23 protein-coding genes are annotated in these 23520 nt (G+C 73.4%); 11 read left to right on the top strand and 12 right to left on the bottom strand.

What is annotated here, in order from left to right:
* Window positions 1-123 precede the first annotated feature (123 nt).
* A complete protein-coding gene (locus tag JQN72_RS17950; protein ID WP_204136508.1) occupies window positions 124-1482 on the bottom strand; it encodes a serine hydrolase in 1359 nt (452 codons plus the stop codon).
* Window positions 1483-1611: 129 nt separating this feature from the next.
* Window positions 1612-2397 (bottom strand): sigma-70 family RNA polymerase sigma factor, encoded by a 786-nt coding sequence (locus tag JQN72_RS17945; protein ID WP_204136507.1) that lies wholly within the window; start codon window positions 2395-2397, stop codon window positions 1612-1614.
* A 228-nt stretch (window positions 2398-2625) separates the two neighbouring features.
* On the opposite strand from JQN72_RS17945, the gene JQN72_RS17940 reads away from it, so the two are divergent.
* Together JQN72_RS17940 and JQN72_RS17935 are read left to right on the top strand one after the other, a co-directional pair.
* Window positions 2626-2898 carry a DUF2795 domain-containing protein gene (locus JQN72_RS17940; RefSeq protein ID WP_204136506.1) on the top strand — a complete coding sequence of 91 codons (273 nt, stop codon included), beginning with the start codon at window positions 2626-2628 and terminating at the stop codon, window positions 2896-2898.
* Between the two features lie 87 nt (window positions 2899-2985).
* Window positions 2986-3942, top strand: a complete 957-nt coding sequence (locus JQN72_RS17935; RefSeq protein ID WP_204136505.1) for a DUF808 domain-containing protein — start codon at window positions 2986-2988, stop codon at window positions 3940-3942.
* 10 nt (window positions 3943-3952) lie between these two features.
* Here the strand turns inward: JQN72_RS17935 and JQN72_RS17930 are convergent, their stop codons facing one another.
* Window positions 3953-4324: a helix-turn-helix domain-containing protein gene (locus JQN72_RS17930; RefSeq protein ID WP_204136504.1), complete on the bottom strand. Its 372-nt coding sequence runs from the start codon at window positions 4322-4324 to the stop codon at window positions 3953-3955.
* A 147-nt stretch (window positions 4325-4471) separates the two neighbouring features.
* Here JQN72_RS17930 and JQN72_RS17925 point away from each other — a divergent pair, with 147 nt between their 5' ends.
* Entirely contained in the window at window positions 4472-5347 is an 876-nt protein-coding gene (locus tag JQN72_RS17925) for an SDR family oxidoreductase (RefSeq protein WP_204136503.1), read from the top strand.
* Between the two features lie 78 nt (window positions 5348-5425).
* Here the strand turns inward: JQN72_RS17925 and JQN72_RS17920 are convergent, their stop codons facing one another.
* The 4 genes from JQN72_RS17920 to JQN72_RS17905 form a co-directional block, all read right to left on the bottom strand.
* The gene (locus tag JQN72_RS17920) at window positions 5426-6412 is read right to left on the bottom strand and encodes an LLM class F420-dependent oxidoreductase (protein ID WP_204136502.1); all 987 of its coding nucleotides are present in this window, start codon (window positions 6410-6412) and stop codon (window positions 5426-5428) included.
* 109 nt (window positions 6413-6521) lie between these two features.
* Window positions 6522-7178 (bottom strand): TVP38/TMEM64 family protein, encoded by a 657-nt coding sequence (locus tag JQN72_RS17915; protein ID WP_204136501.1) that lies wholly within the window; start codon window positions 7176-7178, stop codon window positions 6522-6524.
* Between the two features lie 10 nt (window positions 7179-7188).
* Window positions 7189-8664, bottom strand: coding sequence for an MFS transporter (locus JQN72_RS17910; protein ID WP_204136500.1), 1476 nt, complete (start codon window positions 8662-8664; stop codon window positions 7189-7191).
* A gap of 43 nt (window positions 8665-8707) precedes the next feature.
* Complete coding sequence (locus JQN72_RS17905) at window positions 8708-9466, bottom strand: hypothetical protein (protein WP_204136499.1); 759 nt, start codon at window positions 9464-9466, stop codon at window positions 8708-8710.
* A 101-nt stretch (window positions 9467-9567) separates the two neighbouring features.
* On the opposite strand from JQN72_RS17905, the gene JQN72_RS17900 reads away from it, so the two are divergent.
* From JQN72_RS17900 to JQN72_RS17890, 3 genes are read left to right on the top strand one after another with little or no spacing between them, the layout of a single operon-like run.
* Complete coding sequence (locus tag JQN72_RS17900) at window positions 9568-11199, top strand: cation:proton antiporter family protein (protein WP_204136498.1); 1632 nt, start codon at window positions 9568-9570, stop codon at window positions 11197-11199.
* Between the two features lie 28 nt (window positions 11200-11227).
* The gene (locus JQN72_RS17895; protein ID WP_204136497.1) at window positions 11228-11659 is read left to right on the top strand and encodes a tetratricopeptide repeat protein; all 432 of its coding nucleotides are present in this window, start codon (window positions 11228-11230) and stop codon (window positions 11657-11659) included.
* On the top strand, window positions 11656-13218 hold the full coding sequence (locus tag JQN72_RS17890) for an LLM class flavin-dependent oxidoreductase (protein ID WP_204136496.1): 1563 nt from the start codon (window positions 11656-11658) through the stop codon (window positions 13216-13218). The genes JQN72_RS17895 and JQN72_RS17890 overlap by 4 nt, the downstream gene beginning before the upstream one ends.
* 4 nt (window positions 13219-13222) lie before the next feature.
* On the opposite strand, the gene JQN72_RS17885 is transcribed toward JQN72_RS17890, so the two are convergent.
* Together JQN72_RS17885 and JQN72_RS17880 are read right to left on the bottom strand one after the other, a co-directional pair.
* Complete coding sequence (locus JQN72_RS17885; protein WP_204136495.1) at window positions 13223-13786, bottom strand: VanZ family protein; 564 nt, start codon at window positions 13784-13786, stop codon at window positions 13223-13225.
* Between the two features lie 67 nt (window positions 13787-13853).
* Window positions 13854-14633: an SGNH/GDSL hydrolase family protein gene (locus JQN72_RS17880; RefSeq protein WP_204136494.1), complete on the bottom strand. Its 780-nt coding sequence runs from the start codon at window positions 14631-14633 to the stop codon at window positions 13854-13856.
* Window positions 14634-14744: 111 nt separating this feature from the next.
* Between JQN72_RS17880 and JQN72_RS17875 the strand changes: the two genes are divergently transcribed.
* The 3 genes from JQN72_RS17875 to JQN72_RS17865 are packed head-to-tail and all read left to right on the top strand — an operon-like array spanning window position 14745 to window position 17355.
* Window positions 14745-15419, top strand: a complete 675-nt coding sequence (locus tag JQN72_RS17875; protein WP_204136493.1) for a response regulator transcription factor — start codon at window positions 14745-14747, stop codon at window positions 15417-15419.
* Window positions 15420-15427: 8 nt separating this feature from the next.
* Complete coding sequence (locus JQN72_RS17870) at window positions 15428-16873, top strand: HAMP domain-containing sensor histidine kinase (RefSeq protein WP_204136492.1); 1446 nt, start codon at window positions 15428-15430, stop codon at window positions 16871-16873.
* On the top strand, window positions 16870-17355 hold the full coding sequence (locus JQN72_RS17865; protein WP_204136491.1) for a hypothetical protein: 486 nt from the start codon (window positions 16870-16872) through the stop codon (window positions 17353-17355). The genes JQN72_RS17870 and JQN72_RS17865 overlap by 4 nt, the downstream gene beginning before the upstream one ends.
* A 6-nt stretch (window positions 17356-17361) precedes the next feature.
* Here the strand turns inward: JQN72_RS17865 and JQN72_RS17860 are convergent, their stop codons facing one another.
* The 3 genes from JQN72_RS17860 to JQN72_RS17850 all read right to left on the bottom strand — a co-directional run bounded on the left by JQN72_RS17860 (window position 17362) and on the right by JQN72_RS17850 (window position 20918).
* Complete coding sequence (locus tag JQN72_RS17860) at window positions 17362-18618, bottom strand: acyltransferase (RefSeq protein ID WP_204136490.1); 1257 nt, start codon at window positions 18616-18618, stop codon at window positions 17362-17364.
* A 96-nt stretch (window positions 18619-18714) separates the two neighbouring features.
* A complete protein-coding gene (locus JQN72_RS17855) occupies window positions 18715-19833 on the bottom strand; it encodes a putative zinc-binding metallopeptidase (RefSeq protein ID WP_204136489.1) in 1119 nt (372 codons plus the stop codon).
* A gap of 29 nt (window positions 19834-19862) precedes the next feature.
* Window positions 19863-20918 carry a glycoside hydrolase family 5 protein gene (locus JQN72_RS17850; RefSeq protein ID WP_204136488.1) on the bottom strand — a complete coding sequence of 352 codons (1056 nt, stop codon included), beginning with the start codon at window positions 20916-20918 and terminating at the stop codon, window positions 19863-19865.
* Between the two features lie 355 nt (window positions 20919-21273).
* Between JQN72_RS17850 and JQN72_RS17845 the strand changes: the two genes are divergently transcribed.
* Window positions 21274-22491 carry an RCC1 domain-containing protein gene (locus JQN72_RS17845; protein ID WP_204136487.1) on the top strand — a complete coding sequence of 406 codons (1218 nt, stop codon included), beginning with the start codon at window positions 21274-21276 and terminating at the stop codon, window positions 22489-22491.
* 476 nt (window positions 22492-22967) lie between these two features.
* Window positions 22968-23520: hypothetical protein (locus JQN72_RS17840; RefSeq protein ID WP_204136486.1), on the top strand; the 553-nt coding region annotated here is incomplete at its 3' end.

The following is a 23520-nucleotide window of genomic DNA, read 5'->3' as shown; positions in this document are numbered from 1 at the left end:
CTATCGTGGGCATCGAGGCTCCCGGGGTGCGCGGCGGAGTAGACACCACCAGCGCTACTCCGGGAGCTTCACCTCAATCCACACGACACGCCCAAACCCCATCAGCCACTTTCGTAACAGGCCCTAGCCCCCGTCGTCGGTCGGCAGGGCCGCGAGGTCCCGCACGAGCTCGTCGGCTCCGAGGTCGGCGGGCTCGACCTCCGGTGAGAAGCCCAGCCGGACGACGACGAGCCCGGCGGAGGGGACCACGTAGAGGCGCTGCCCGTCGTGGCCGCTGGCCCAGTACGTGTCCTCGGGCAGATCCGGGTTGACGAGCGAGCCGTCCGGGAGGCGGTTGGACCACCAGCCCGCCGCGTATCCGGGGTCCTCGGTCTCGGCCGGGCCGGTCACGGTCGTCGACTGCGTCATCCAGCCCTCGGGCAGCAGCCGCTCGTCGTTCCAGACGCCGTCCTGCAGCGCGAACTGACCGAGTGCGGCCCAGTCGCGCGGGCTCGCCCACAGGTAGGAGCTGCACACCGGACGGCCGGCGGCGTCCGGCTCCCACACCGCGGAGGACAGCCCGAGCGGGGCGAACAGCGTGCGTCGCGGGAAGTCGGCGTCCGGGACGTCGGCGAGCGAGGTGAGCCAGCCGCAGAGGATGTTCGTCGACCCGCTCGAGTACTGCTGATGGGTCCCCGGCTGGTAGGCGAGGGGCCGGCCGGCCGCGTACGCCGCCATGTCCGGCTCGCTGTAGAGCATCTGCGTGATGGGTGTCCCGAGGGCGTAGGTCTCGTCCCAGCTGAGGCCGCTGGTCATCCGCATGAGCTGGTCGACGGTGATGTCGGCGCGCTCGTCGGTCCACTCCGGTCGCAGCCCGCTCTCCTCGACGGACAGCCCCCGGTCGTGGACGTAGCGCCCGACGACGAGGTTCGTGGCGCTCTTGGCCATCGACCAGCCGAGCTGCCGGGTCTGGGCGTCGAAACCCTCCGCGTAGCGCTCGCCGATGAGCTCGCCGTCGCGGATCACGACGACCGCGCGTGTCCCGAGGGCCTCCCGCTCCTCGGTCGTGCGGTCGTCCCCGAACGCGCGGCCGATGGCGTCGACGACGCCTCCGAAGGGCTCAGGGGTGGACTGGGTGCCGTACGGGTTGGCGTCGCTGTTCACGACGGTGGCCGGCTCGGGGGCCTGCGGGCGTTCGGGGGCGACCGTGCATCCGTACCCGGGCCGGTACCAGGCCTTCTGCTTCTCGAAGAGCCACAGGGCGGCGGCGGTCGAGGACTTCCCCGCCTTGTTGACGTAGCCCGTGAGGTACGGCACGAGGGGGTTGGGTGGGAGGTCGGCGTCGGTGTCGTCACGCCCGGCGAGGAAGGTCAGGGCACAGGAGTTGTGCACCGCGTAGCCGGTCCCCGTGGCGATGAGGGGACGCTGCTCGCGGTAGACGAACACGGCCCCGGCCACGGCGACGACGAGCAGGAGGAGGAGCACCCGGCGCAGCACACGCATGGCGCGACGGTACCTGCAGCCGCGGCCCGGGAGCGGCGGGTCCGCCCGACGAGCGCCCGGACGCGCCGACGCACGTCGTGCCCCGCGGGGTGCGGTGACCCCGGGCGTCGGCGACCGCTGCCGGCCGGGTCAGGCGGCGGCCGCGTGCCCGAGCCCCGCTCGCAGCCGGCCGAGCATCGACGCGAGCAGCCGCGAGACCTGCATCTGGCTCACGCCCACGACCTCCCCGATCTCGCGCTGGGAGCGCTCGTCGACGAAGCGGAGGTGGAGGATGAGCCGTTCCCGGGGGGTGAGCCGGGCGATCTCTGCGTGGACCGCCGCCCGCAGCTCGACCGTCGCGGCGAGGTCGTGGGGGTCGGCGAGGAGGTCGGCGGCCGTGGTTCCCTGCGGCCCGGGGGCGTCGAGGGAGCCGGGGGCGAACGCCGAGACGCAGGCCTGGGCGTCGCGGACCTCGGCGTCGGTACGGCCGGTGCGGCTCGCGATCTCGGCGGCGGTGGCCTCGCGGCCCAGGTGCTGGCGCAGGTCGTCGGCCGCCGCGGTCACCTCGGCCCGGACCTCCTGGAGGCCCCGGGGCGGGCGGACGGCCCATCCCGCGTCCCGGAAGTAGCGCTTGAGCTCGCCGCTGATCGTCGGCGAGGCGAAAGCCGCGAACCCGCGCCCCGCACCCGGCCGGTAGCGGCGGACTGCGACGACGAGGGCGGTCCGGGCGACCTGGAGCAGGTCCTCGGTCTCGACCCCGCGGCCGCGGTAGCGCTGCGCGATGGAGTCGGCAAGGGGAAGGGTGCGCCCGACGATCTCGGACACGAGCGCGTCCTGCTCGTCCGGGTCGCCCGCCGCGGCGTACGCGACGAGCAGGTCCTCGACCGGCGTGGCGTCGGCGGACGCGCTGGTCGGGAAGAAGGGCATGGTGGTCATCATCACCTCCGGTCCGGTACGGACCGGTGGCGCGCTGCTCGACCACCGGAGCCCTCGGACGAGGGCACTGTCGACGACGCTACCCCGCGGACCGGGTCGACGCATCCCTTGGTGTCGACGGGATGTCCGGGCGGTCGGGAACCTGGCCCGTCCGCGTTTGGCGGCGCGGTCTCCGGGGTAGGGTCGACGGCGTCCGCGAGGAGTGGGCACGACGGACGAGGAGGTCCGATGACGACCGTGCACGATGTCACGGCCGCCGAGGGCGGCGCCGACGACCCGACGCTCCGAGGGGACCTCGCCGCTCTCTGTCTCGCGCTGGCGGACCACCCGTTCCCGACGCACCAGGACGAGCTCATCGCCGGGTGCATCAGCCGGAACGATCCCTCCCGGCTGGTCCGCCGCCTCGCCGGCCTCTCGCGCACCCGGACGTACGACAGCGTCGACGCCGTGCTCGCGGACGTCGAGGCCGGCGCTGCCCAGGACCTCGCGCCACCGCGCTGACCGCTTTCTCCCGGCACCCGCTAGCGTTGTCGTCCCGGGTGCGGCGCGGACGGTCGCGACGCCCCACCGACCAGGAGGACCTGACGCATGGCCGGAGGGCTCGTCGCCCTGCTCGACGACATCGCCGCCATCGCGCGGCTGGCTGCGGCGTCGGTCGATGACGTCGGCGCCGCCGCGGGGCGCGCCAGCGCCAAGGCGGCAGGGGTGGTCGTCGACGACACGGCGGTGACGCCGCGGTACGTCCACGGTGTGCGGCCCGAGCGCGAGCTGCCCATCGTCAAGAAGATCGCCATCGGGTCCATCCGCAACAAGCTGCTGATCATTCTGCCGATCGCGTTGCTGCTCAGCCAGTTCCTGCCGTGGCTGCTCACGCCCATCCTCATGTGCGGCGGCACCTACCTGGCCTTCGAGGGCGCCGAGAAGATCTGGGAGAAGCTCGCCCACCACGAGAGCCACGACGAGCCGGTGGCCGCGGTCGGGCCCGAGCAGGAGCAGGCGATGGTGTCGGGCGCGATCCGCACCGACCTCATCCTGTCCGCCGAGATCATGGTCATCGCACTCGACGACGTCGCCTCGGAGCCGTTCTGGACGCGCGCGGTCGTCCTCGTCGTCGTGGCCTTCTTCATCACCGCGCTCGTCTACGGCGTCGTCGGGCTCATCGTGAAGATGGACGACATCGGGCTGCACCTCGCCGAGGGGGAGTCGCCCGGACTGCGCCGCTTCGGCGAGGGCCTGGTCCGGGCGATGCCGCGGGTGCTCGCCGGGCTCGCGACGCTCGGCATCGTCGCGATGCTCTGGGTCGGCGGTCACATCCTCCTCGTCGGGGCCGACGAGCTCGGCTGGCACGGGCCGTACGCCCTGGTCCACCACGCCGAGGAGGCCGTGCACGACGCCACCGGGGCGTTCGGCGGCGTGCTCGGCTGGCTGACGAACACGCTGGGCTCGGCCATCGCGGGTGCCCTCGTCGGCGCGGTCGTCGTGGCCGTGTTCCTGCTCGTACAGCGGGTTCGGGGCGGTCGCTCGCCGGAGGCTGCCGCGCACTGACCGCTGTCGGTCAGCGGGTGTCGTAGGCCGCCCGGGCAGTCTGGACCTCGTCGATGTGTGCGTCGGCCCAGTCGGCGAGCCCGGCGACGGCGGTGACCAGGGTTCGGCCGAGCGGGGTGAGCGAGTACTCGACCCGGGGTGGCACCTCGGCGTGCACGACGCGGGTGACGAGGCCGTCGCGCTCGAGCCCTCGGAGCGTCTGGGTGAGCACCTTCGGGCTGATGCCCTCGATGCCGCGCTGGAGCTCGGTGAACCGGTGGGTGCGGTCCCGGAGCAGGAGGAGGATGAGGACGGTCCACCGGTCGCCGACGCGGTCGAGGACCGTGCGGGTGGGGCAGCCGGCGGCGTAGGGGTTCGGTCCCAGGGTGGTGGGAAGGCTCACCCGGTCAGTATCTCATGGGTAACCACGGTACTTGGAGGTCACTACTTCCCTCCGGGAAGTAAAAGGATGGTCGGGCAGTTGTCGAGGTCGACCGGCCACGAACGGACGCGACGCGTCCCGGCTACCCACAGCGGAAGGACCACTGCCATGAGCACCCCCACCATCCCCGGCCCGATCGTCGTCCTCGGCGCCACGGGCCACCTCGGCCGGCTCACCGTCGAGCAGCTCCTCGAGCGCGGGGTCGAGCCCGGTCGCCTCGTCGCGACCGGCCGCGCCGTCGAGCGGCTCGCGGACCTCGCCGAACGCGGGGTGCAGGTGGTCGCCGTGGACCGGGACGACACCGCCGCCGTGCGGTCCGTCCTCGAGGGAGCCGAGCGGGTCCTCCTCGTCTCCGGGCTCGACCCGCACCGCGTCGAGCAGCACCGCACCGTCATCGAGGCAGCGGAGGCCGCAGGGGCACAGCTGCTCGTCTACACCTCGGGTCCGCACGCGAGCACGTCCTCCGCCCTGCTCATGCAGGACCATGCGAGCACCGAGGAGATCCTCGCAGCGTCGTCCGTCCCCAGCACGGTCCTGCGCAACGCGTGGTACGTCGAGAACTACACCGGGCAGGTCGACACCTACCGCGAGCACGGCATGGTCGGCGCCGCCGGCGAGGGACGGGTCTCGGTGGCTCCCCGGCGCGAGTACGCCGAGGCCGCGGCCGTCGTCCTCACCGAGGACGGTCACGCGGGCAAGGTCTACGAGCTCGGCGGCGAGGCGGTCACCCTGCCGGAGATCGCGGCGGCGGTGTCCGAGGCCATCGGCGAGACCGTCACCTACACCGACGTCCCGGGCGAGCGGCTCCGCGAGATCCTCTCCGCCGCAGGGGTACCCGAGCCACTCGACGCGGCCTTCGCCGACGCCGACCGGGCCATCGCGGCGGGTGAGCTGCGGGTCCCGACCGCCGACCTCGAGGCGCTGCTCGGCCGACAGGCCACGGCCCTGCGCCCGGCCGTCGCGGAGGCCCTCACCGCGGGCTGACCCGGCGCCCCTGGTCGACCGTCGCGAACGACGAACGGCGCCCGACCCGGACGGCCGGGTCAGCCCCGGCCGGCCGGGTCAGCCCCGGGCGGCGGCGCGTAGCTTCTCGAGCAGCTCGGGAGCCACCTCGTCGAGGAAGCGCTGCTGGGTGTCGCCACCGATCTGCACGAGTGCGACGTCGGTGAAGCCGGCCTCCCAGAACGGTGCGACGGACTCGACGATGTGGTCCAGGTCCGGCCCGCACGCGATGGACTCGGCGACGTCCTCCTCGCGGACGAACTGCGTCGCGCCGCTGAAGCCCATCGGAGTCGGCAGGTCGGCGTTGACCTTCCAGCCTCCCGCGAACCAGCGGAACTGCTCGTGCGCGCGGGTGACGGCGGCGTCCCTCGACGGGTCCCAGCAGATCGGGATCTGCCCGATCGCGCGGGCCCCGGAGCCGATGGTCGAGCCGGCGAGCTCGTTCCAGTCGCTGACGAGCTCGCCGTCCGGCTCGACGGCGATGAGGTGGTCGGCCAACGGCCCGAACCGTCCGATGCCCTCACGCCCGCTGACCGCGACGCCGATGTCGACGCCCTGCTCCGGCACGTCCCAGATGCGGGCGGAGTCGACGTCGAAGTACTCGCCGCGGTACGTCGTCAGCTCTCCGGTGTGCAGGGCGCGGATGACCTCGACCGCCTCGGCGAGCATGTCCTGGCGCCGGGCCACCGGTGGCCAGCCCTGCCCGATGACGTGCTCGTTGAGGTTCTCGCCGGAGCCCAGTCCCAGCGTGAACCGCCCGTCGGCCAGGATCTGCAGGGTCGCGGCCTTCTGGGCGACGACCGCCGGGTGGTAGCGCATCGTCGGGCAGGTGACGTACGTCGCGAGCTCGACGCGCGACGTCACCTGGGCCACCGCACCGAGGACCGTCCAGGCGTACGGGGCGTGGCCCTGCTCGGTGAGCCACGGGGAGTAGTGGTCACTCGAGACGAGCAGGTCGAAGCCGGCGTCCTCGGCACGCACGGCGGCGTCGACGAGCTCCTTGGGGCCGCTCTGCTCGGTCATCAGGGTGAAGCCGAATCGGGTCACGGACGTCTCTCCTTCGTCGCGGCGGGCCGGCGCTCACCGGCCCTTCGCTCCGCTCGTACCCGGTGGACGCGGCCTCCGCACGTCCGAGGTGACGGCTGTCGAAGGTGGCTCAGCCCCGGCGCAGTAGCCGGGTGGCGACGAAGGTGAGCGCGAGGAGGACGAGGCCGGCGGCCCCGGCGAGGACGGCCGTCGTCACGTTCCCGCCGGCCGACGCCCCGATGGCGACGTACGCCACCGTGCCGGGCACCACCCCGACGGCGGTCCCCAGCACGAACACCCGCCGGGAGACAGGACTGACACCGGCGGCGTAGTTGATGATCGTGAAGGGTACAAAGGGTGTGAGCCGGGCGACGAGCACCGCGAACAGGCCCTCGTCGCGCAGGATCCGCCGGACCCGCTCCACCCGGGGGCCGGTCAGCGTCGCGACGGTGTCGTGGCCGAGGTTGCGGGCGACGACGAAGCCGAGCAGCGCGCTCAGCATCGATCCCGACCAGGACCACACGACACCGGTGGCCAGGCCGAACACGGCCCCGGCGATGCCGGCGAGGAGGTTCTTCGGGACCGGGAGCAGGGTGAGCACCGCGTGCAGGCCCACGTAGACGACCGGTCCCCAGGCGCCGCTTTCTGCGACGACGCGTCGCACGGTGGTCAGCTCGCCGCTGAGGAACGTCAGGACCACCCCCATCACAAGCAGGAGGGTGAAGACGACCCCGAGGACCCGGAGCCGACGAGCGACCTCCGGTGACGAGGTCTCGGAGGTGGTCACCCGGCCAACCCTAGGACGCGTCCGACGGGGCCCCCGAGGTGGTCGGCGGGCGCGGGTCGGGGACGGGGTCGGTCGCCGGTGTCCGGGCCGTGTGACGCGAGCGGACGGCGAGCAGGCCGGCCGCGAGCACGACGACCGTGACGACCGTGAACCCGAGGGTGGGCTCGAGCGGGACGAGGATGCCGATGCTCCCCCCGACGACCCAGAACGCCTGGAGGATCGTCTCGGACCACGAGAACACCCGCGCCCGGGTGCGGTCCGGGACGTCGCGCTGGACGAGGGCGTCGAGGCACAGCTTGCCGAGCTGTCCGTAGACGCCCGCCGCGAGGCCGAGTAGGACGAGCGCCCACAGCGAGTAGAGGGCCGCGGCGAGCACCGTCGCGACGACGGCGACCGCCGCGACGACGGTGGCCATGAGGGCCGGGTCGGGCGTGTGCTTCCGGTTGCCGACGAGCGAGCCGACCGCGTTGCCGACCCCGGCGGCGCCGATGACGACGCCGAGGACGAACGGGCCGCTCCAGCCGTTCAGCGGCGCCTCGCGCATGAGGAACATGAGGAAGAGCGTGAGGAACCCGGAGAGCATCCGGGCACCGGTGGTCAGCCACAGGACGTACCGCACCGGCACCGGCAGCGCGCGCATCCGCCGGGCGCCGCGCTCGGGCTCGTCGATGGGCTCGCGGTGGACGGGCGTGCCGTCGACGTCGACCTCGCCGACGCTGGAGTCGACCCGGGCCGGGAGGCGGATGGAGAGCACGGTCGCGACGACGAAGACGACGAACGCGACGCGCAGCGACCACTCCGGCCCGACGCCCGAGGCCGCGCCCGCGATCCCGCCGCCCAGGGCCATCCCGATGATGCCGGCGATGTTGAGGCGGGAGTTGGCCGTGACGAGGGTGATGTCGGCGGGGAGTAGCCGCGGGACGGCGGCGGCCCGGGCGACGGCGTAGGACCGCGACCCGACGAGGCAGCCGAGCGCGGCCGGGAAGAGCCAGGCACTCTCCTCGACGACCGCCGTGGCGAGCACCCAGGCGAGGAAGCCGCGGACCGCGAGGGTCGTGCCGAGGGCCCAGCGCCGACCGTGCCGGAACCGGTCGAGGAGCGGGCCGATGAGCGGGGCGAGGACGACGAACGGCGCCATCGTGAGCAGGAGGAACAGGGCGACCCGTCCGCGGGCCTCGTCGGTGGGCATCGCGAAGACCGTGCCGGCGAGCGAGACCGTGACCGCGGCGTCGCCGGCGACGTTGACGGCGTGCAGCTCGGTGAGCCGGGCCAGCCCGGTGTCGGCGGCGCCGTCCGCGGCGGCGAAGCTGCGGAAGCGCCGCCCCACGGCACGCCCTCCCCGCCCCACGGCACGCCCGCCGCGCCCGACCGCGCGGACCCCCGCCGAGCCACCCCGCGCGACGGCCTTCGCGGACGTCGCGAAGCGTCCGGACCGGGACGAACGCGGGGCGCGCTGCCGGTCCGTCCGGGCGTCGGGTGCGGACACGTCACGATCCTGCCAAACGAAGCCGCCCGCCGTGCGGACCCACTCAGGACCGTCCCGGCCGGCCTCCCGAGAGGACGTCGCGCAGCCGTTCGCGGCGGGCGAGGACGCGGTCCATCCGGGCCTGCGCCCGCTCCAGCTTCGCCGGCCGGTCGCGGTAGAAGCGGCGAGCCCAGAAGGAGTCGGGCTGGGCGAGCCGGATGGACCCGACGAAGGAGAAGAAGGGGGACGGCAGGCCGATCATCGCCGTGACGACCTTGCCCTTGAGGGCGGTGACGACGACGAGGGTCAGGTGGAGGGTGAGGGAGAAGACCACGGCCCACCAGACGTCCTCGACGGAAGGGTCGATGCCGATCGGCGAGGTGCCGACCATGACGACGAGCACGACGACCCCGGCGACCATGACCGCGTCGATGGACTTGCGGCCCTGCTCGCTCCAGTAGACGTCCTCGAGGTGCAGCCACAGGGCGAACTCGTCGAGCGCCAGGGCGGCCCCGGCACCGAAGACCACGGACGCCACCTCGAGGAGGGGCGTGTCCGGGTCGAAGCGGATGACGAGCATGCCGGACAGGAGCACGAGGAGGATGCCCCACACCTGGTGGTGGACATGCACGCCCCCGATGTGGACGTCCTGGATCGGCGTGCGCCTCCCGCGGGCGTCCCCGGTCTCCTCGGCCCGGGCCGCCCGGCGGCGGATGCTCGTCGTGACCCAGCGCGTCGCGGCGTAGGTGACGACGAACGCGACGAGCAGCCACAACGCCCCGGACCTGCCGGCGTCCAGGACGTGCTCGCGGTACCAGTCCATCCTGGCGACCCCTCTCGGCCCTGCACCCGACAGCCTGCCGCGACCGGCCCGGTTTGGAAAGATGGACGCCAGTCGAGGGCGCCCACCGCGAGGAGGAGACGTTGGACGCGACGACCGCCATCCTGCTCGCCGCGCTCGTCGGCGGCCTCGTGGCGTCCGCGGTCCGCCTGCCGCCGCTCGTCGGGTTCCTCGTCGCGGGGTTCGCCCTGCGCGCCGGGGGCATCGGGCCGCAGCCGTTCCTCGACGTCATGGCCGACCTCGGCGTCACGGTCCTCCTCTTCGCCGTGGGGCTCAAGGTCGACGTCCGCGGCCTGCTCCGGCGGGAGGTCTGGGGGACCGCGACGGCCCACCTCGTCGGCTCGACCCTCGCGGCCACCGGCGCGCTCGCCGCGCTGGGAACCCTGGGGCTCGGGCTCACCGGTGACGGCACGGGTACCTGGCTGCTCGTCGGGTTCGCCCTGTCGTTCTCCAGCACCGTCGTCGTCATCAAGGTGCTCGAGGAGCGCGGGACGTCGCGGTCCTTCGGGGGACGCACGGCGATCGGCATCCTCGTGGTCCAGGACGTCGCGGCGGTCCTCTTCCTCGCGACCGCCGAGGCCCGTCCGCCGAGCCCGTGGGCCGTCCTCCTCGTCCTCGTCGTCCCGGGTGCGGTCCTGCTGCGGCGCGTCCTGGGGGTCGTCGGCCACGGTGAGCTGCTCGCGCTGTTCGGCGTTGTCGTCGCCCTCGCCCCGGGCTACGCGCTCTTCGACGCGGCCGGCGTCAAGGGTGACCTCGGGGCTCTCGTCATGGGGATGCTGCTCGCCGGGCACGCCACCTCCGACGAGCTCTCGAAGAGCATCTTCGCCCTCAAGGACCTGCTGCTCGTGGGGTTCTTCGTCGCGATCGGCCTCGGGGGGCTGCCGAGCGCGACCGAGCTCGCGCTCGGCCTGGCCCTCCTGCTCCTCCTGCCGCTCAAGGCCCTCGGGTTCGCGGCGCTGCTGTGGCTCGCCGGCCTGCGGCGCCGGACGGCCGTGCTCACCGGGGTCGCGCTCGCGAACTTCTCCGAGTTCGGGCTCATCGTCCTCGCCCTCGCGCCCGAGGAGATGCTCGCGCCGGAGTGGATCCGGGTCGTCGCCACCGCCGTGGCCGCGAGCTTCGTCCTCACCTCGCTCCCGGGGCGGCACCCCGAGTACCTCTCGCACGCCCTGCGGCGGCTGCTGCCGGACCGGCCGGTGGGGCGCACCCATCCCGAGGACCGCCCGCTCGACCTCGGTGCGGCCGGCGTCGCCGTGCTCGGGATGGGCCGGGTCGGGCGGTCGGCGTACGAGCGGCTCTCCGAGGGGTACGGGTTGCGGGTGGTCGGTGTGGAGGCCTCGCGGGAGCGGTGCCGGGCGCTCGCCGGGGAGGGTTTCGTCTTCGTGGAGGCGGACGCCACGGACCCCGAGATCTGGGCCGACCGCCCGTTCGGCCACATCGACCTCGTCGTGCTCGCGATGCCCTTCCACGGGAACAACCTCGACGCCCTCGAGCAGCTGCGGGGCAACGGCTACGGCGGCACGGTCGCCGTCGTGGCCCAGCACGACGACGACCTCGCCACGGCGATGGACGGCGGCGCCCACACCGGCCTCCAGCTCTACGACGGAGCAGGTGCCGAGCTCGCCGACCGGGCCGCGGCCGTGCTCGGCCGACCCGCCCGGGACCTCGCCCCGCCCGAGGACGGCGCGGGGGAGCGGCCCGGGAGGACGACGGAATGAGCGCGCGGCACAGGGCGTTGTGCGGCGCATGAGCACGCCCGAGACCGGCATGGCCGAGCGCTACCAGCGGGCGCGGGGCCTCTACGAGCACGGCGAGTTCCAGGCCGCGGCCGAGGAGCTCTCGGCCCTCGTCGACGCCAGCGCCCTCGAGCCGCCGCTGCACGGCACCACCGAGCTACGGCTGCTCCTGGCTCGCTCCTACTACCACTCCGCGCAGCTGGGCCGGGCCGAGCGGGTGACCCGCGCGATCCTCGTCGACGACCCGGACGAGGCCTACGCCAACCTGCTCCTCGGGCGCGTCCTGCAGCGTCAGGGCCGCGCGTCGGAGGCGAAGCCGCACCTGGCCATGGCCGAGCTCCTCGGCGGCTACGGCGACGAGGGACGGCTCCCCCCGGTGGTCCGCGACGAGGGGGTGGGCGGCGCCCGCCCGGTGGCGCCGGACGAGGACGACACTCCGTGACGGACTACGGGCACGAGCTCGAGTTCGGCCTGTTCCCCACACCGGACGCAGCGTCGTCCGACCGTGTCCTCGAGCTCGCGCAGCTGGCCGACGTCCTCGGTCTCGACCTCGTCACCCTCCAGGACCACCCGTACCAGGCACGCCACCTCGACGCGTGGACGCTGCTCTCGGTCATCGGGGCGCGGACGACCGCCGTCCGGCTCGGGCTCAACGTCGCGAACCTGCCGCTCCGGCCGCCCGTCGTGCTCGCGAGGTCCGTCGCGACGCTCGACGTCCTCACCGGCGGCCGCGCCGAGCTCGGCCTGGGGGCCGGGGCCTTCTGGGACGCGATCGAGGCGGCCGGGGGACCGCGCCGCACGCCGAAGGAGGCGGTCGACGCCCTCGTGGAGGCCGTCCAGGTCATCCGCGGGACATGGGCCCGCACCGGTTCGGTCCGGGTCGACGGCGAGCACTACCGCGTCTCCGGGCTGCACGCCGGACCGGCGCCCGTGCACCCCGTCCAGCTGTGGCTCGGCGCGTACGGCCCACGGATGCTGCGCCTCACCGGGCAGCTGGCCGACGGCTGGCTGCCGTCCATGGGCTACGCCGACCCCGACGCCCTCGGGCCGATGAACGAGCGCATCGACGACGCGGCGGTCGCCGCCGGCCGCGCCCCCGAGGACGTCCGCCGGATGTACAACGTCTTTCCCGGCCGTCCCGGGGCCAGCGGCCTCCAGGGGCAGCCCCGGGACTGGCCCGAGCAGCTCGCCGGGCTGACCCTCGGGCTCGGGATGTCGACCTTCGTCCTCGGGACCGACGACCCGATGCTCGCCCGGGTGTGGGCCCAGGAGGTCGTGCCCGCGGCCCGCGAGCTCGTGGCGGCCGGCCGGAGGAGTGCGGCGGAGCCCGGCGACGACCGGTCCGGCGCGACCGTTCCCGCCGCCGTCCCCGAGGCCTCTCGGCGGGGTCCGCGCACCACGCAGGCCCCCCGGTTCGTGCCGACCCCCGACGACGGCGCCCGCCTCTCGGCCGACCTGCCCTGGGACGAGTCGACGCGCCCCACCTACCCGGTGCCGGAGGGTGCCGAGTACACCGCGGCCGAGGTCGCGGCCGCCCAGCACCTCAAGGACGTCCACGACCACCTCCGCGCCGAGCTGACCCAGGTGCGCGACGTCGTCGACCAGGTGGCGCGCGGGATGCGCTCGGTGGGCTCGGCCCGGTCGGCCGTCAACGCGATGACGATGCGGCAGAACCAGTGGACGCTCGGGGCCTACTGCGAGTCGTACTGCCGGGTCGTCACCGGCCACCACACCCTCGAGGACCAGGCGATGCTGCCGCACCTGCGGTGGGCCGACCCGGCCTCGGTGCCGGTCGTCACCCGGCTCGAGGAGGAGCACGAGGTCATCCACGACGTGCTCGACGACGTCGACCGCGCCCTCGTGGCGCTCGTCGCCGAGGAGGACGGCGCGCTGGAGCGGTTGCGCACGGTCGTCGACCTGTTCACCGACGTGCTCCTGTCCCACCTGGCCTACGAGGAGCGCGAGCTGGCGCACCCGTTGGCCAAGCACGGGATGACCTGACGGGTCAACCCTTCCGGCCGCGACGGTGCCGCCACGGCCGGAGCAGCACGACGAGGAGCAGGCCGATCGCCACCCCGAACAGCGCGCCGGTGACGTTGTCGACCATGTCCGTGACGTCGCACGCTCGGTCCAGCCGGGCCAGCGCCAGCTGGGTGACCTCGATGCCGATGGAGTAGGCCACGAGCCCGGCGAGACCGAGCGGCACGAGGACCCACGCGGAGCGCCAGCGCGCCAGCATCACGACCATGAGCACCCCGGAGGGCACGAAGAGGGCGGTGTTGAGGGTGCGCTGGCCACTGGAGAAGATCCAGAAGCCCTCCGGCGCCGGGCCGCCGTAGTCGAACGAGCACATCGTCTGGGCCTGGTCGGCGGGGATCACCCCGGGGGCGCCCTCGTAGGGGATGAGAGTCACGAGCGCGACGACCACGAGCGACCAGAGGAAGCCACAGGCCGCGAACGCCCACAGCACACCGAAACGACGGCGCAGCAGCATGGCCAGGCTGAGGGCCAGCAGGCCCGACAGCACGGCTCCGAGCAGCATCACGGCCACGCCACCGACAGGGAACATCAGGCGGAGGCTAGTGGACGCCGGTGTGCCGCGGGCGCCGAGGGTGCCCGGCCGGGGGTGCGGCGGGTCAACAGCCGACGAAGCGGTCGCTGTCGGCCCATCCGGTGTCGGCCCACTCCTCGGCCGGCGGAGGCGTGAACTCCGGGTAGAGGTCGCCCAGGGCGTCGAGGAGCCACACGGTGTAGCGCGCGGCCCCCTGCGGGCAGACGTGGATGCCGTCGGTGCTGCGGTCCACGACCCCGTCGACGGTGCGCCGGTAGTCCTCCCCCCACACCGCGGAGGCGTCGAGGAAGGTCGCGGCACCCTCGGAGCCGTCGGCCACCGACCGGGCCGCCTCGGCCGCGTGGTCGAGCTCGTCCATGTGGGGGGCGTAGAAGTCGTCGGGCTCGATGGGCGGCATCGAGACCAGGACGAGCTGTGCGTCCACGGCGCGGGTCTCGTCCAGGAGACGCTGGTACGCGGCGCGCTGCTCCTTCTCGGTGCCCCAGTCGAATGTGGTCAGCTGGTAGACGACGGTGCTCGGCCGGGCCGACCCGACGACATCCGGCAGGGTCCGCCAGGTCTCCTCCGCGTTGGGCCCGACGACGTTGCCCCCGCCCTCGGACGCCCTGGAGGAGAACGTGACGCCGGCGGCGGCGAAGGCCGCGCCCAGCGGCTCGCCCAGGCCCACGGAGACGGAGTCGCCGAGCTGGACCACCCGGCTCGGCCCGGACCCGGGCGGGTCGAGCCGGACGGGGGCGCCGGTGGTCGGTCCGGAGTCGTCCGGGGCACCGCAGGCGCTCGTGGTGGCGATGGTGACGGCGGCGAGGCCGGCGAGGACGGGCAGGAGCTGTCGTGGTGTTCTCATGGCGACGACGCTGCCCGCCGGATGTCGCACCCACCCCGCCGGAACGTGTCAGTCGTGTCGCAGACGAGGAGCCAGGCTCCTCGTGCCGTCGCCGACCGCGATACTGCGGGGATGGCGTCGGTTCTGCTCATCGAGGACGACGCGATGCTGCGTCGGGGCATGCAGCTCGCGCTGTCCCGGCACGGCCATGACGTCCGCGTGGCGGGGACCGGCGAGGAGGGGCTGGCGGCGATCGAGACGTCCCGCCCGGAGATCGTCGTGCTCGACCTCATGCTGCCCGGCATCGACGGTGTCGAGGTGTGCCGGCGCATCCGGCGGGTCGACGACCTGCCGGTGGTCATGGTGACCGCTCGGGGGGACGACTTCGACGTCGTGGGAGGGCTGGAGGCCGGGGCCGACGACTACGTCGTCAAGCCCGTCCAGCCCACCGTGCTCGACGCGCGCATCCGGGCCGTGCTCCGCCGGAGCGTCAGCAGCGGGGAAGGCGTACGGGCCCACGGCGAGCTGAGGATCGACACCACGTCGCTCACCGTGACCCTGCAGGGTCACGTCGTGCCGATGACGCCGATCGAGCTGCGGCTCCTGCTGACGCTGTCGGCCGCGCCGGGCCGGGTCTTCACCCGCCAGCAGCTGCTGGAGGAGGTCTGGGACCACGACTACCTCGGCGACTCGCGGCTCGTCGACAACAGCGTGCGTCGCCTCCGCACCAAGGTCGAGCCGGACCCGGCGAGCCCGGTGTTCGTCCAGACCGTTCGCGGTTTCGGCTACCGCTTCGGCCCGGTCTGAGGCCCCGGGTGAGACTGCGCCCACGGCTGCGGGGGCTTCGCGCACGGCTCGTGGCGGCGTCCGCCCTGGTGGCGATGCTCAGTGTCGGCGCGGCGGTGTGGGCGGCCGCGGCCTCGGCGAGCCGGTCCCTGGTCGACTCGTACGAGCGGCAGGTGGTTCGCTCGACCGTCGACCAGGTGTCGGCCGTCGCGCCGACGCTCACCTACCCGCCCGACCAGGAGTCGCTGGACCGGGCGGCCGGCGCCGTCGGGCCGGACGCCGTGGTGACCTTCCGGGACCGGAGGTCGGCCGCCGAGGCGCGCACCGCCCTCGTGACCGACGCCCTGCGCGGCGCGGTGCGGACGGGCGACGGTGTGGTGACCCAGCGGGTCCGCGTTCCCGAGGGTGCGTGGCTCGTGGTGGGCGTGCCGGTGCTCGCCACCGCGCCGGACGGCTCGGCGCGTCCGTCCGGGGTGGAGGTGTTCGTCGTGCAGGACCTGGCGGAGGTCCAGGACCAGCTCGACCGGATGACCCGGACGGTGGTCGCCACGACGGCGGTGACCCTGCCGGTGGCGGTGCTGCTGGCCCTGGCCGCCGCGGGGACGGTGCTCCGCCCGGTGCGCCGGCTCCGGGACACGGCGACGCGGATCGCCGCGGGGGACCTGCAGGCGCGCTCCGAGCCGCGGGGGGCGGACGAGCTCGCGGACCTCACCCGGACGGTCAACGGGATGGCCGACGCGGTGCAGGACTCGGTGACGCGGCTGCAGCGCCTGCAGACGGACGCGCGCCGCTTCGCCGCGGACGTGTCCCACGAGCTGCGCACGCCGCTGAGCACGCTGAGCGCGGTCGTCGAGGTGCTCGACGACGCCGTGGACGACCTGGACGAGGACGCCCGCGAGTCCGCGCGGCTCGCCGTGGCCGAGACGGCCAGGCTCGTCCGGCTCGTCGAGGACCTCATGGAGGTGGCGAGGTTCGACGCCGGCACGGCGCGGCTGCAGCTGGACCGGCTCGACGTCGTCGAGGCGGTGCGCCGGACGCTGCACGCGCGAGGGTGGCTCGGCGAGGTCGACCTCCGGGTGCCGGCACCCGACGCACAGGTGTGGGCGGTGCTGGACGGCCGTCGTCTCGACGTCATCGTCGCGAACCTCGTCGGCAACGCCCTCACCCACGGTGCCCGGCCGGTGCTGGTCGAGGTCCGCTCCGAGGCGGACGACGTGGTGGTCGTGGTGCGCGACTCGGGCCCCGGCCTCTCGGCCGACGCCTTGGAGCACGCGTTCGACCGCTTCTCCAAGGGCGACCCGGCGCGCAGCCGTGGCGACGGCACCGGCGCGCGACCCACGCCCGGGAGTGGGTTGGGCCTGTCCCTCGCGTGGGAGAGCGCCGTGCTGCACGGGGGTGTGCTGACCGGCGACAACGACCCGGAGGCGGGCGCCCGGTTCACGCTGCGGCTGCCGAGAGCGGGGGCGGGGTCATGAGCGGGGTGCGTGCGGCCGCCGTGCTCGGGGCGTTGCTGCTGGCGGGCTGCTCGATCCCGTCCACCGGTGTCACGGGGGCCGGCCAGGCACCCACCGGTGTCGCGCCGGGGCCGACGCTGTACTTCCTCGACGACGACGGCGACCTGCAGCCGAGGGTGCGCGAGACCGGCTCCCTGGGGACGGTCGCCGACGCCGTCCAGCTGCTGCTCGTCGGGCCGGGGGGCTCCGGGTCGAGGACGGGCATCGCCGAGACGTCCGTCACGCGTGTCGTCGTGACGACGAGCCCCGAGCGGGTCACGCTGCGGGTCCCGCTCGCGCCCACCGACGTGACTGCGGCGGGCGTCGACCAGATCGTGTGCACCGCGTGGGCGTCGCACGTCCAGCACGGGGGCTCACCTCGGGCGACGGTCGTCATCGACTTCACGATCCCCACCGCCCGGTCCGCCCGGCCGCGCACCTGTCCGCTCGCCCCCGAGCCCTGACCGCTCTCACGGGGTCTGCGGGTCCACCGCCGGCTCCAGCCGCGAGACGTCGATGACCGGGGTGTCGGGCCCGGGCAGCAGCACCCACAGCAGGGCGACACCGACGTTCACGCCGAGCAGCACCAGCGCGCCGGTCCATCCCCTGGCCCACCGTGCCCGGAAGCGCACCGGGTCCTCCACGAAGCGCTTCGACACCGCCGCCAGCAGTGTCGACACGCCACCGAACACCGCCGCGCCGGCCCAGCCCGTCGCCCCGGGCAGCCACACCGACCCGAGCACGACGACCGGCCAGTGCCACAGGTAGAGGCTGTACGAGAGCCGGCCGAGCCGGACCGGCAGGCCCCGGCCCAGCAGCCGGGCGACGGCGGTGCCGGGCGCGTCGACACACCATCCGACGAGTGCGGCGGAGGCGGCGGAGTGCACGAGCATCCCTCCTCGGAAGAGCGCCGGGGACTCCTCGCCCCGGACGAGGAACCAGGACGCGAGGATGCCGGCGAGGAGCAACAGCGCGACGGCCCCGGGCGGCACGCACGTCCGCGCCAGGGCCCGGACGCTCCGCGCCCGCGCCCGGGCGACCGGGGCGGTGGCGCTCACCGCCCCGAGGAGCAGCGAGGACGCCCGCGTGTCCGTGCCGATGTACGGCCTCGTCGGGTCCCCGGCTCCGGCGAGGGCCGCCATCCAGGCGAACGAGAGGATGCAGAGCACGGTCGCGACGAGGGCGACGCGGTGGTCGGGCCGGGTCCGGCCACGGGCGACGAGCAGGACCACGAGCGGCCACACGGCGTAGAACTGCTCCTCCACGGCGATGCTCCACAGGTGCTCGAAGACCCGGAGCACCCCTGCGTGCTCCCAGTAGCCGGCGTCCACCGCCACGAGGTGCCAGTTGAGGAGGTTGGCCTGCACCCACGGGCCGTCCGCGAGGGTGGTGCGGACGAGGTCGCGCGGACCCGCCGCTCGGACCACGAGCGTCACGGTGACCACGACGACGGCGAGCGCGGGGAGGATGCGCCGGGCACGCCGCGCCAGGAAGGCGCCCCAGGCGACCCGTCCGGAGTCCCGGATCTCGCGCAGCAGCAGGCCGGTGATGAGGTAGCCGGACAGGACGAAGAACAGGTCGACGCCGAGGAAGCCCCCCGGCAGGACACCGGTGTGGAAGAGCAGCACCGCCAGCACGGCTGCGCCGCGGAGCCCGTCGAGGGCGGGGTGGTGTGCTGCCTGCCGGTCGTGCCCGACGGGGTCCTGCGTGGTCTGCACGGTGGTCACATCGCGCACGCTCGCGCACCGACGTCCCGGCGCGGTCCCTGCCGTGTACCGGTCGCGTGTCAGACGCCGGGGCGTCGCCCGCCGCGCGGGCCGGGCTCAGCCGCGGCGGCGGCGGAGGAACCCGCGGCGGCGGCTCTCGGAGCGGGCGGCGTCCCGGGCGTCCTTCGCCGGCGCAGGGCCGGGGACCTCGGGGGCCTGTGACGGCTGCTGCGCCGCGGCACCGGGTGCCTCCGACCCGGGGACGACGGACGCCACGAAGTCGAGCTTGTCGAGCACGGCGTCGGGGATGACGAAGGGGTAGAGGTCGTCCTTGCCCATCGAGCGGTTGATCTGGTTGAGCGCGGTCGAGAGCGGCATCCACACCCCGACGACGAGGTCGCGGAAGCTCGAGAACGCCGACGGCGACACCGTGAGCAGTCCTTGTGCGGCGGCGGTGTCGACGGTGTCGCAGATGTGCAGGTAGTGGGCGAAGCACTCGGCGAAGTCCTCGAACGGGTGCATCGTCGCGTACTGCGAGATGAACCGCTGCGCCCAGTCCGCCGGCGGGCCGTCGGCGTAGTGCCGGTCGATCTCTGCCTGGTAGTCGGTGCGCTCGTCCCCGAAGAGCTCGCGGTAGCGCTCGCGCAGCGGACCGTCGGTGACCAGCTGCCCGTCGTAGTAGTGGCCGACCTCGTGCCGGAAGTGTCCGAGCATCGTGCGGTACGGCTCGTCCAGCTCGACGCGGACCTTCTCGCGCTGGTCGTCGGCGGACTCGGCGAGGTCGATGGTCACGACACCGTCCGCGTGTCCGATGACGACGTTCTCGTCGACGCTGGAGAGCAGGTCGAAGGCCAGCCCGTTCTCTTCGTCCTCGGCCTTCCCGACGACCGGGAACCCGAGGGTGTCGAGCTCGACGACGAGGTGTCGCTTGGCGCCCTCGGTGACCCGCAGCTGCGGGAGACCGACCTCGTCGTCGTCCGCGGGGCGGGTGCGGGTGAGGTCGCACGAGGAGCACTGGCCGCCGGCGGTGCGGGTGAGCCAGGTGCATCCGTTGAGGTCGAGGTTGCGGCAGACGTGCCAGACCGCGCCGGCGGAGTCGACGTACCGGCCCTGGTCGTCGAGCGGGACGATGGCCCGCTCCTCGCGCGAGAACGCGAGCGAGGTGCCGCACGAGGTGCACACCGAGTTCTCGAAGAACAGGGGGGAGTCGCAGACCCGGCAGCGGAAGGCACGCACCCGTGCACTATGTCACCCCGGCCAGCTCGTCAGCCGGTGGCCGCGCTGCGCAGCTGGTCGCGCACCCACACCCCGGCGGGCTTGAGCCGGGAGGTCCCCGCGTAGGAGCCTCCCGGGCAGGTGCCGGGCTCGAAGACGGCGCCGGAGCGGTGGTCGTCGGAGTAGTTCCAGCTGATCCACCCGATGGAGCGGTCGTTCATCAGCTGGATGTACCGGTCGGCCATGGCGAAGTCGTTGCCGCCGTCGCCGGAGTAGTCCTGGGTGCCGAACTCGGTGACGATCATCGGGACCTGCTCCGAGGCGCGCCGGAGGCTGTCCAGGTAGGCCTCGCGGTGGGAGGCGGCGTAGAAGTGGAAGGAGTACAGGACGTTGTCCGCTCGCACCGGCCGCTGCACGACCTCCGACTCGTCGGCGCCCTCCGAGACCCCGAGCGAGGACCAGGCCCGGGTGCCGACGATGACCGGGGTCTCCGGGTCGGTCGCCCGGATGGTGGGGATGAGGTCCTCGGCGTACGACGCGATCGAGCCCCAGCTCACACCGTTGGGCTCGTTCGCGATCTCGTAGAGCAGGTTGTCCTGGCCGCCGTACCGGCCGGCGATGTCGGTGAAGAAGCGCTCGGCGCGGTCGAGGTTCTGGTACGGGTCGCCGGGGCTCAGGATGTGCCAGTCGACGACGATGTACAGGCCCCGCGCGGTGCCGGCCTCGATCAGCCGCCCCACCAGCTGGGTGAACCCCTCCGGGTCGGTCTCGTAGCCGCCCTCCTGGACGTACGTCGAGAGCCGCACCACGTTCGCCTGCCAGTCCTCGGCGAGGGCGTCGAGCGAGGCGTCGTTCATGCAGTCGGCGTACCACTGGAGGCCGTGGCTGCTCATGCCGCGCAGCTGCACCACCTCGCCGTTCTCGCCGCACAGCTGCAGGCCGCAGACCCGTAGCTGTCCATGCTCGTCGGCACCGTCCGGTGCGAGGGCGGCCGCGGCCGGCGGCTCCGCCTCGGGGCCCGGGACGGCGGCCGTTGCCGGCTGCCATGGCCCCAACGCGAGCAGGAGGACGAGGACGGGGGCCAGGCGCCGAAGACGAGCGGTCATGTCTCCCAGCCCAACAGGCGACCCGCGGCCTGTCAATCGGAGGGCCCTGGGACCGGCGGTCCGGGTTCCGCCGTCCCGATCTCCGGTCTCCGTGCCGGGTGTGGTCGTCGTCACCGCCGTCGGCGTCACGTTCTTCGTCCCGTCTCATTTCTCCGACTCGCTGCGACGAGACCCACGCATGGTGTGGAGTACATGGGCGTCGAAGAATCGGCACCTCAATGGATATGAGGGAAATATGAGTGATGTTCAGTGAACATTACTCATATTTGTGCTCCTGAAATGGTTCCTGGCAAACTCCCAGCCGTTTGATCCCAACGAACCAAGGAGTATTCACGTGCGTCGAATAGTTCACGCAATGTGCTTTTCGGTCCTGGCGGCGTCGGCGCTGGCCGGAGTCTCGGCCGTGACCGCCACCGCGGCCCCGGTGGCAGCGGCGGCGGCATCGCAGCCGTCCGGACCCGCGGTCACGGGTGGCCACCACACCTGTCGCCTCGACACCGAGGGCGCCGCGTGGTGCTGGGGACTCAACGACTTCGGTCAGCTCGGTGACGGCACCGAGGAGAGGCGCTACACCCCTACCCGGGTGGCCACCGACCTCACCTTCACCAGCCTCACCCTCGGCCGGAACCACACCTGTGGTGTCGCCACCGACGGTGCCGCGTGGTGCTGGGGCCGCAACGAGTTCGGCCAGGTCGGCGACGGCACCACCGTCCACCGCAACACCCCTCAGGCGGTGCTCGGTGGCGAGGCGTTCAGCAGCCTCTCGGCCGGCTTCTTCCAGACCTGTGGTCTCGTCGACGGCCCTGCCGGTCAGGTGTCGTGCTGGGGCCGCAACAACACCGGGCAGCTCGGCGACGGCACGAAGGTCAACCGCAGCACCCCTGCTCCGGTGGTCGGTGGCCAGACCTTCACCAGCGTCAGCGCCCACTTCGGCTACAGCTGCGCGCTCGACGACTCCGACCAGGCCTGGTGCTGGGGTCGCAACGACATGGGCCAGCTCGGTGACGGCACCTTCACGGGGCGCACGGTCCCCGGCCCGTCCGCAGAGGGGCACGACTTCGCCAGTCTCATCGGCCCCAGCGGTACCCACTCCTGCGGCATCGACACCGACGGCGTGACCTGGTGCTGGGGCAGCAACAGGTACGGCCAGCTCGGCATCGGCGACGACTCCGTCGTCGGCAGCCCGACTCCCCTGGAGGTCATCACCGAGGAGTCCGGGGCCTTCACCAGCGTCAGTGCCGGCGGCGGCTACCACACCTGCGGCATCAACGCCGACGGCGAGGCGTGGTGCTGGGGCGGCAACGTCATCGGACAGCTCGGCGACGGCACCACGGTCGACAGCAACCGGCCGGTGCAGGTGGTCCTCGAGGACGGGATCGAGCTCGTCAGCATCGACACCGGCATCTACCACTCCTGTGGCGTCGACACCGCAGGTGACGCGTGGTGCTGGGGCTCCGGCGGCCCGGGCCAGCTCGGTGACGGCACCCACACCTCGAGCAGCACCCCGCTGAAGGTCGCGGACTTCCAGGACTCGGAGGACGTCGACGCGTCCACCGAGCCCGCCGCGGGCTGACCAGCCCTCCAGTGGGAGGCGCCGCCGAAGAGGCGGCGTCTCCCACTGGTGCATCGACCACCGCTCGCCCGACGACGACGGATCACCACCGACCTACACCGCTGTTGATGGCCAGGTGTGCCCACCGACCGGCGCCTCCGATGAGCATCAGGTGCCGGTCGTTCTCGATCCTCATGAATCCCTGATCATCGGCCCTCAATATCTCCTCAGGTCCCCCTCAAGTATCGGCCGCGTGTGCACGACACCATCAGACCCGGATCAATTTCCGTGGACCCCGCCCGGGCGGTTTCCCATCCTGCACGACACGAGCAGGACCGCCGGGGGGCGGCCACGGGCCCACGGGTCACAGCAGTGTGACGGCTTCGCCGTCCTCCGCCGTGCTGGTGGTCGGAACCGTCCCTGGAGGATTCACGGTCATGTGTGGTCGCTCGCGTTGGTGGCGTCGTTGTGCGGTTGTCGTGGTCGTGGCGCTCGGCATGTCGTTCGCCGTGCCTCCTGGTGCGGTGCCCGCCGGCGAACGCTCGCCGCTGGAGTGGCTGAGCTCGTGGTTCGCCCAGCGGCCGGCGTGGGCCGGAGGGTCGCCGCTGCAGCTGCCGACGTCACGGGAGGGCGACGGTGCAGGGCCCGGCGGGTACGCGCCGTTCTCAAGGACCCGAGCATCCGGCGGCGCGGGCGAGGCCCAGCCGCTGGTCGACGGCCTGCCGGGTCTGGCGACGGGACCCGAGGTGGAGGGACAACAGCCGGGAACGCCGACCCGGCCCCGCTTCGACCCGAAGACGAGCAAGCGGAACGCGAAGGCGTCGCGGGCCACGATGACCGTCTACGACAACGCGGACGGGTCGCGCTCGGCCGAGCTCACCACGGTGCCCACCAACTACCGGGCCGAGGACGGGACGTGGCAGCCGATCGACTCGACGCTGGTCCGCCGTGGCGGCCGGTGGGAGGTGAAGCGCAACTCGCTGGGGGTGGGGGGGGGCCCCCCCCCCCCCGGGGGCGGGGGGGGGGGGGCGGCCCCCCCCCCCCCGCCGG

It is taken from the genome of Phycicoccus sp. CSK15P-2 (genome assembly GCF_016888005.1).
Classification (GTDB): Bacteria; Actinomycetota; Actinomycetes; order Actinomycetales; family Dermatophilaceae; genus Phycicoccus.
This window is presented reverse-complemented; position numbering and strand designations above follow the sequence as displayed.

Excerpts from the sequence above, each read along its gene's own strand:
- JQN72_RS17950 (WP_204136508.1), bottom strand. The coding sequence starts at position 1,482 with ATGCGTGTGCTGCGCCGGGTGCTCCTCCTCCTGCTCGTCGTCGCCGTG.
- JQN72_RS17945 (WP_204136507.1), bottom strand. The coding sequence starts at position 2,397 with ATGACCACCATGCCCTTCTTCCCGACCAGCGCGTCCGCCGACGCCACG.
- JQN72_RS17940 (WP_204136506.1), top strand. The coding sequence starts at position 2,626 with ATGACGACCGTGCACGATGTCACGGCCGCCGAGGGCGGCGCCGACGAC.
- JQN72_RS17935 (WP_204136505.1), top strand. The coding sequence starts at position 2,986 with ATGGCCGGAGGGCTCGTCGCCCTGCTCGACGACATCGCCGCCATCGCG.
- JQN72_RS17925 (WP_204136503.1), top strand. The coding sequence starts at position 4,472 with ATGAGCACCCCCACCATCCCCGGCCCGATCGTCGTCCTCGGCGCCACG.
- JQN72_RS17905 (WP_204136499.1), bottom strand. The coding sequence starts at position 9,466 with ATGGACTGGTACCGCGAGCACGTCCTGGACGCCGGCAGGTCCGGGGCG.
- JQN72_RS17895 (WP_204136497.1), top strand. The coding sequence starts at position 11,228 with ATGAGCACGCCCGAGACCGGCATGGCCGAGCGCTACCAGCGGGCGCGG.
- JQN72_RS17885 (WP_204136495.1), bottom strand. The coding sequence starts at position 13,786 with ATGTTCCCTGTCGGTGGCGTGGCCGTGATGCTGCTCGGAGCCGTGCTG.
- JQN72_RS17880 (WP_204136494.1), bottom strand. The coding sequence starts at position 14,633 with ATGAGAACACCACGACAGCTCCTGCCCGTCCTCGCCGGCCTCGCCGCC.
- JQN72_RS17875 (WP_204136493.1), top strand. The coding sequence starts at position 14,745 with ATGGCGTCGGTTCTGCTCATCGAGGACGACGCGATGCTGCGTCGGGGC.
- JQN72_RS17865 (WP_204136491.1), top strand. The coding sequence starts at position 16,870 with ATGAGCGGGGTGCGTGCGGCCGCCGTGCTCGGGGCGTTGCTGCTGGCG.
- JQN72_RS17850 (WP_204136488.1), bottom strand. The coding sequence starts at position 20,918 with ATGACCGCTCGTCTTCGGCGCCTGGCCCCCGTCCTCGTCCTCCTGCTC.
- JQN72_RS17845 (WP_204136487.1), top strand. The coding sequence starts at position 21,274 with ATGTGCTTTTCGGTCCTGGCGGCGTCGGCGCTGGCCGGAGTCTCGGCC.